The following is a 5576-nucleotide window of genomic DNA, read 5'->3' on the forward strand; positions in this document are numbered from 1 at the left end:
GGGGTTCCTCCAGGATCAGGTGGGCGTTGGTGCCGCTGATCCCGAAGGAGGACACCCCCGCGCGCCGTGGCCGGTCGTCCGTCACCCAGGTGACCTGTTCGGTCAGCAGCCGCACCGCACCGGCCGTCCAGTCCACGTGCGGCGTCGGCTCGTCGATGTGCAGTGAGGCGGGCAGCGACTCGTGCCGCATCGCCATCACCATCTTGATGACACTGGCCACCCCGGCGGCGGCCTGGGTGTGCCCGAGGTTCGACTTCACCGAGCCGAGCCACAGCGGCCGCCCGTCCGCCCGGTCCTGTCCGTACGTGGCCAGCAGCGCCTGGGCCTCGATCGGGTCACCGAGCGTCGTACCGGTGCCATGCGCCTCCACCGCGTCCACCTCGCGGGGCGCCAGCCGGGCGTTGGCGAGCGCCTGCCGGATCACCCGCTGCTGCGACGGTCCGTTCGGCGCCGTCAGCCCATTGCTCGCGCCGTCCTGGTTGACCGCTGAGCCGCGTACGAGCGCCAGCACCCGATGGCCGTTGCGCCGCGCGTCCGACAGCCGCTCCAGCAGCACCAGCCCGACACCCTCGGAGAATCCGGTGCCGTCCGCCGCCGCCGCGAACGCCTTGCACCGCCCGTCCGGGGACAGCGCACGCTGACGGGAAAACTCGGTGAAGCCGCCCGGCGTCGCCATCACCGTCACCCCGCCCGCCAGCGCGAGGGTGCATTCGCCCTGCCGCAGCGCCTGCGCCGCCATATGCGTCGCCACCAGCGACGACGAACACGCGGTGTCCACCGTCACCGCCGGTCCCTCCAGGCCGAAGGAGTACGACACCCGCCCCGACACCACGCTGCCGAGGTTCCCGGTGGCGACATAGCCCGCCGCGTCGCTGGTCGTCCGGCCGATGAGCGACAGATAGTGGTACGAGTCCACCCCCGCGAACACCCCGGTGTCGCTCCCGTTCAGCATGTCCCGCCGGAGACCGGCGCGCTCGAACGCCTCCCACGCCGTCTCCAGCAGCAACCGCTGCTGCGGGTCCATCGCGGCGGCCTCGCGCGGACTGATCCCGAAGAAGTCGGCGTCGAAATCGGCCACATCACGGAGGAAGCCGCCCTCGCGGGCGCTGCTCGTCCCGGCGCGCTCGGCATCCGGGTCGTAGAGGCCGTCCAGGTCCCAGCCGCGGTCCTCGGGAAAGGAGGAGATGACGTCCGTCCCCTCGCTCACCACCCGCCACAGATCTTCCGGAGACGCCACGTCGCCGGGGAAGTGGCAGGCCATCCCGATGATGGCGATGGGTTCCCGGGCCCGCTCATCGGCCTCGCGCAACTGTCGTTTGGCCAGGCGGAGATCGGCCGTCGCCCGCTTCAGATAGCTGCGGAGCTTCTCGTCGTCCGTCATGTCACATCAACCCGATCGTCACGGCCGTCTGGATTCATCGGAAGGGGGGAAGGAGAGCCGGGGGAACGTCAGCGGAGGCTGTCGTCGACGGGAGCGTTCAGTTCGCTGTCGAGCACCTGGAACAACTCCTCGTCGGTGGCCGACTCCAGATCGCCCTCGGCGCTCTCCTCCTCGGCATCGCCGTCCACCCTGCGCAGCAACTCCCGCAGTCGTTCCGCGATCCGCGTCCGCTGCTCCCGGTCGTCGGCCACCGCGCCCAGGGCCGCGCCGATGGCGTCCAGATCGGCGAGCAGCGAGCCGCTCCGCGCCACCCCGGCCGGGGCCAGCAACTCGTCCAGGAGCCGGACGACCGCGGTGGGCGTGGGGTGGTCGAAGACCAGAGTGGCGGGCAGCCGCAGCCCGGTGGCGGCGCTCAGCCGGTTCCGCAGCTCGACGGCGGTCAGGGAGTCGAAGCCGAGTTCGCGGAAGTTCTGCGCGGGGTGGATGGACTCCGCCGCGTCGTGGCCCAGCACGGTCGCGGTGTGGCCGCGTACCAGTTTGAGGAGCGCCTGCTGCCGGTCTTCGGCGGAGAGCGCCGCGAGCGACTGCGCCGGGTCCGTGGCGGACGCCCCTACCGCTGTGGCGGCCGCCTGCGGAGCGCCGCCGCGCACGAGGGTGCGGAAGAGGGCCGGTGGTTCGGTGTCCCGGGCCTGACGGCGCATGGCGGCCAGGTCCAGGCGGATGGGCGCCAGCGTGGGCAGACCGCTGGCGAGGGCGATGTCGAGCAGTGCGAGGCCCTGCTCGGTCTCCAGTCCCACGATGCCCGCCCGCGCCAGCCGGGCCCGGTCGGCGTCGGTCATGTCCCCGGTCATGCCGGTCGCCTGCTCCCAGTAGCCCCAGGCCAGGGAGGTGGCGGGCAGGCCCTGGGCGTGGCGGTGCTGGGCCAGGGCGTCCAGGAAGGCGTTGGCGGCCGCGTAGTTGCCCTGCCCCGCGGCGCCGAGCAGCCCGGCGGCGGCGGAGAACAGCACAAACGCCGCCGGGGCCAGCTCACGGGTCAGCTCGTGCAGATTCCACGCCGCGTCCGCCTTCGCCCGCAGCACGTCGTCCACCTGAGCGGGGGTCAGCGCTTCGACCGTGGCATCGCGCAGCACCCCGGCGGCATGGATCACGGCGGTGAGCCGATGACGCTCGGGAAGGGACGCCAGCAGCTTGGCGAGGGCGGCCCGGTCCGCGGTGTCACACCCGGCGACGGTGACCTGGGCGCCCAGGTCCGCCAGCTCGGCCGCCAGTTCGGGAGCGCCCGGCGCGTCCAGTCCCTGGCGGCTCACCAGCAGCAGCCTCCGCACGCCGTGGCGCGTCGCCAGGTGGCGGGCGGTGGCGGCCCCCAGTGTGCCGGTGCCACCGGTGATCAGGACGGTGCCCTCCGGGTCGAGGGCCTGGGGAATCGTCAGGACGATCTTGCCGATGTGGCGTGCCTGGCTGAAGTGGCGGAACGCCTCGGGAGCTCGGCGGATGTCCCACACTGTGGTCGGCAGGGGGCGCAGTGTCCCGTCCTCGAACAGCACCGACAGCTCGGCCAGCATCTGCTGGATACGGTCCGGACCTGCACCGCTGACGAGGTCGAACGCACGGTAGCGGATCCCGGCGTACTCGGCGCCGACCTGATCGGGATCACGGAGGTCGGTCCTGCCCATGTCGATGAAGCGTCCGCCGGGCGCCAGCAGCCGCAGCGACGCGTCCACGAAGTCACCCGCCAGCGAATTGAGCACCACGTCGACGGACCCGGCGGCCTCGCGGACACGGTCCTCGAAGTCGAGCGCGCGGGAGGAGGCGATGTGGCGGTCGTCGAAGCCACGGGCCCGCAGCGCGTGCCACTTGCCGGGGCTCGCGGTGGCGTACACCTCGGCTCCCCAGTGCCGGGCCAGCTGCACGGCCGCCAACCCCACCCCGCCGGTGGCCGCGTGCAGCAGCAGCTTCTCGCCCGAGCGCAGCCCCGCGAGATCGGCCAGTCCGTAGTACGCGGTGAGAAAGGCCGACGGGATGGTCGCCGCTTGCGCGTACGACCAGTCGTCCGGCATCCGGGTGATGAGCCGACTGTCGGTGATGACCAGCGGTCCGGTGCCGTTGAACAGGCCCATGACCCGGTCGCCCACGGCGAACCGGCCGGTGTCCGGGCCGACTTCGACCACCACCCCCGCGCCGTCGCCACCGAGCGGCCGGGGGTCTTCCACCATGCCCAGCGCCACCACGACGTCATGGAAGTTCACCCCGCCCGCGTGCAGCGCCACCCGCACCTCGCCGGAGCCCAGCGGACGCGTGTTGTCCGGGCAGTCGGCCAGGGCGAGGTGGTCCAGGCTGCCGTGCCCGGTGAGCCCCAGCCGCCACGCCGCCCGGCCTTCGGGCGGAGTGAGCCGCTTGGTGGCGTCGTCATGGACGAGCCGGGCCACGTACGCCTGGTCACCTCGCAGCGCGATCTGCGGCTCGCCCGAGGCGACCGCGCCCGCCACGGTCCGCGGCGAGAGGTCATGCTCGTCCAGGTCGAGCAGCAGCAGGCGGCCGGGGCTCTCCGACTGGGCACTGCGCACCAGACCCCAGACGGCGGAAGCGGGCAGGTCGCCGATGTCGTCCTGGCCGTGTGTGGCCACCGCGCGCCGGGTGACGACGGCCAGCCGGGAGCCGGTGAACTCGGGGGCGGCGAGGAAGCGCTGGAGCAGCGAGAGCACGTCCGTGGCGATGCGATGTGTGTGCTCGACCGGGTCGGCGTCCGGGGGAGTGGCGACGGTGGCGAACACGACGTCGGGGGCCGGTGCGCCCTCCGCCGTGGCCGCCCGGGCGGCGTCGAGCCCGGAATGACGGGCGGCATCGGGCAGGGCGGCGGCCAGCGGTTCCGCGCCGGATCCGAGGACGGCCGTACGAAGCACCGGCCCGCCCTCGGGCAGGGGCATCGGCGCCCAGCCGAGCTGGAACAGCGCGTTGCGGCCCGCCGCCCGGGCCCGGCCGAGCCGTCCGTCTTCCGGCGCGGGCCGCAGGATCAGATCGTCCACGGCCACCACCGGTGTACCGACCGGGTCGCAGACCCGCAGCGCCAGCCGGTTCGCCGCCGTCGGTGTGATGCGCACCCGCAGGGCGTCGGCACCGGTGGCGCACAGTCGCAGACCGCTCCAGGCGAAGGGGAGGAGGACCCGCCGCGCCTCCTCGGAATCGGGTGCGACGTCCAGGGCGCGGGCGTGCAGGGCGGCGTCGAGCAGGGCCGGGTGGATGCCGTACCCGGTGGCGGAGGCGCGTTCGCCCTCGGGCAGCGCCACCTCGGCGTACAGGTGTTCGTCCAGCCGCCACGCGGCGGTGAGCCCCTGGAACGACGGGCCGTAGGCATAGCCGTGCTCGGCGAGCCGGGCGTAGAAGTCCCGCACGCGCAGCGGTGTGGCTCCCGGCGGCGGCCACGCACCGTCGATCGGCGCGACGGACGCGGTCGCGGGTGAGGGGGCGAGCACACCGGTCGCGTGCCGCGTCCACGGTGCCGTCTCACCGCTCTCGGCGGCGGGACGGGAATGGATGGTGAGAGGGCGCTCGCCGCTGTCGCCTGGGGTGCCGATGGTCACCTGTACGTCGACCGCCTCGCTGTCCGGTACGACGAGCGGCGCGGCCAGGGTCAGCTCGGACACGTGGTCGCAGCCGGTCCGGGCGGCGGCGTGCAGGGCGAGTTCGGCGAAGGCGGTGCCGGGCAGCAGCACGGTGTCCAGCACCCGGTGGTCGTTCAGCCAGGGGTGGGTCTGCGGGGACAGTCGCCCGGTCAGCAGATGGGTGCCGCCCTCGGCCACTTCCACGGCGGCGCCGAGCAGCGGATGCCCGGCGGACACCAGACCCAGTTCGGCCGGATCGCCACTGGGCCCGCCCCGGCGGTCGAGCCAGTACCGTTCGCGCTGGAAGGCGTACGTCGGCAGGTCGACGACGCGGGGGGCCGGGTCGCTGGGGAACCGCCGGGACCAGTCCACCTCGGCCCCAGCGGTGAAGGCCTGGGCCATCGCGCGGACCAGCTGGTCGCGGCCGCCGTGGTCGCGGCGCAGCGTGGGCACGGTGGCGGCCTGGACTCCGGCCTCCTCGAACGTCTCCTGCAGGCCGATGGTGAGGACGGGGTGGGTGCTGGCCTCGATGAACACGCGATGGCCGTCGTCCAGCAGGGCCCGTACGGCATCGGCGAACCGGACCCGCTCGCGCA

General features: G+C 73.6%; 2 protein-coding genes. Both read right to left on the reverse strand.

The genetic code is table 11. The annotated features are described in order from the left end of the window. Positions 1-1381: type I polyketide synthase (locus tag ACZ6CL_RS42655; protein ID WP_468946907.1), on the reverse strand; the 1381-nt coding region annotated here is incomplete at its 3' end. A gap of 68 nt (positions 1382-1449) precedes the next feature. Beyond that, the coding region (locus tag ACZ6CL_RS42660) for an SDR family NAD(P)-dependent oxidoreductase (RefSeq protein ID WP_468946909.1) at positions 1450-5576 on the reverse strand (4127 nt) is incomplete at its 5' end.

The sequence above is a fragment of the Streptomyces sp. NPDC041200 genome (assembly GCF_055591805.1).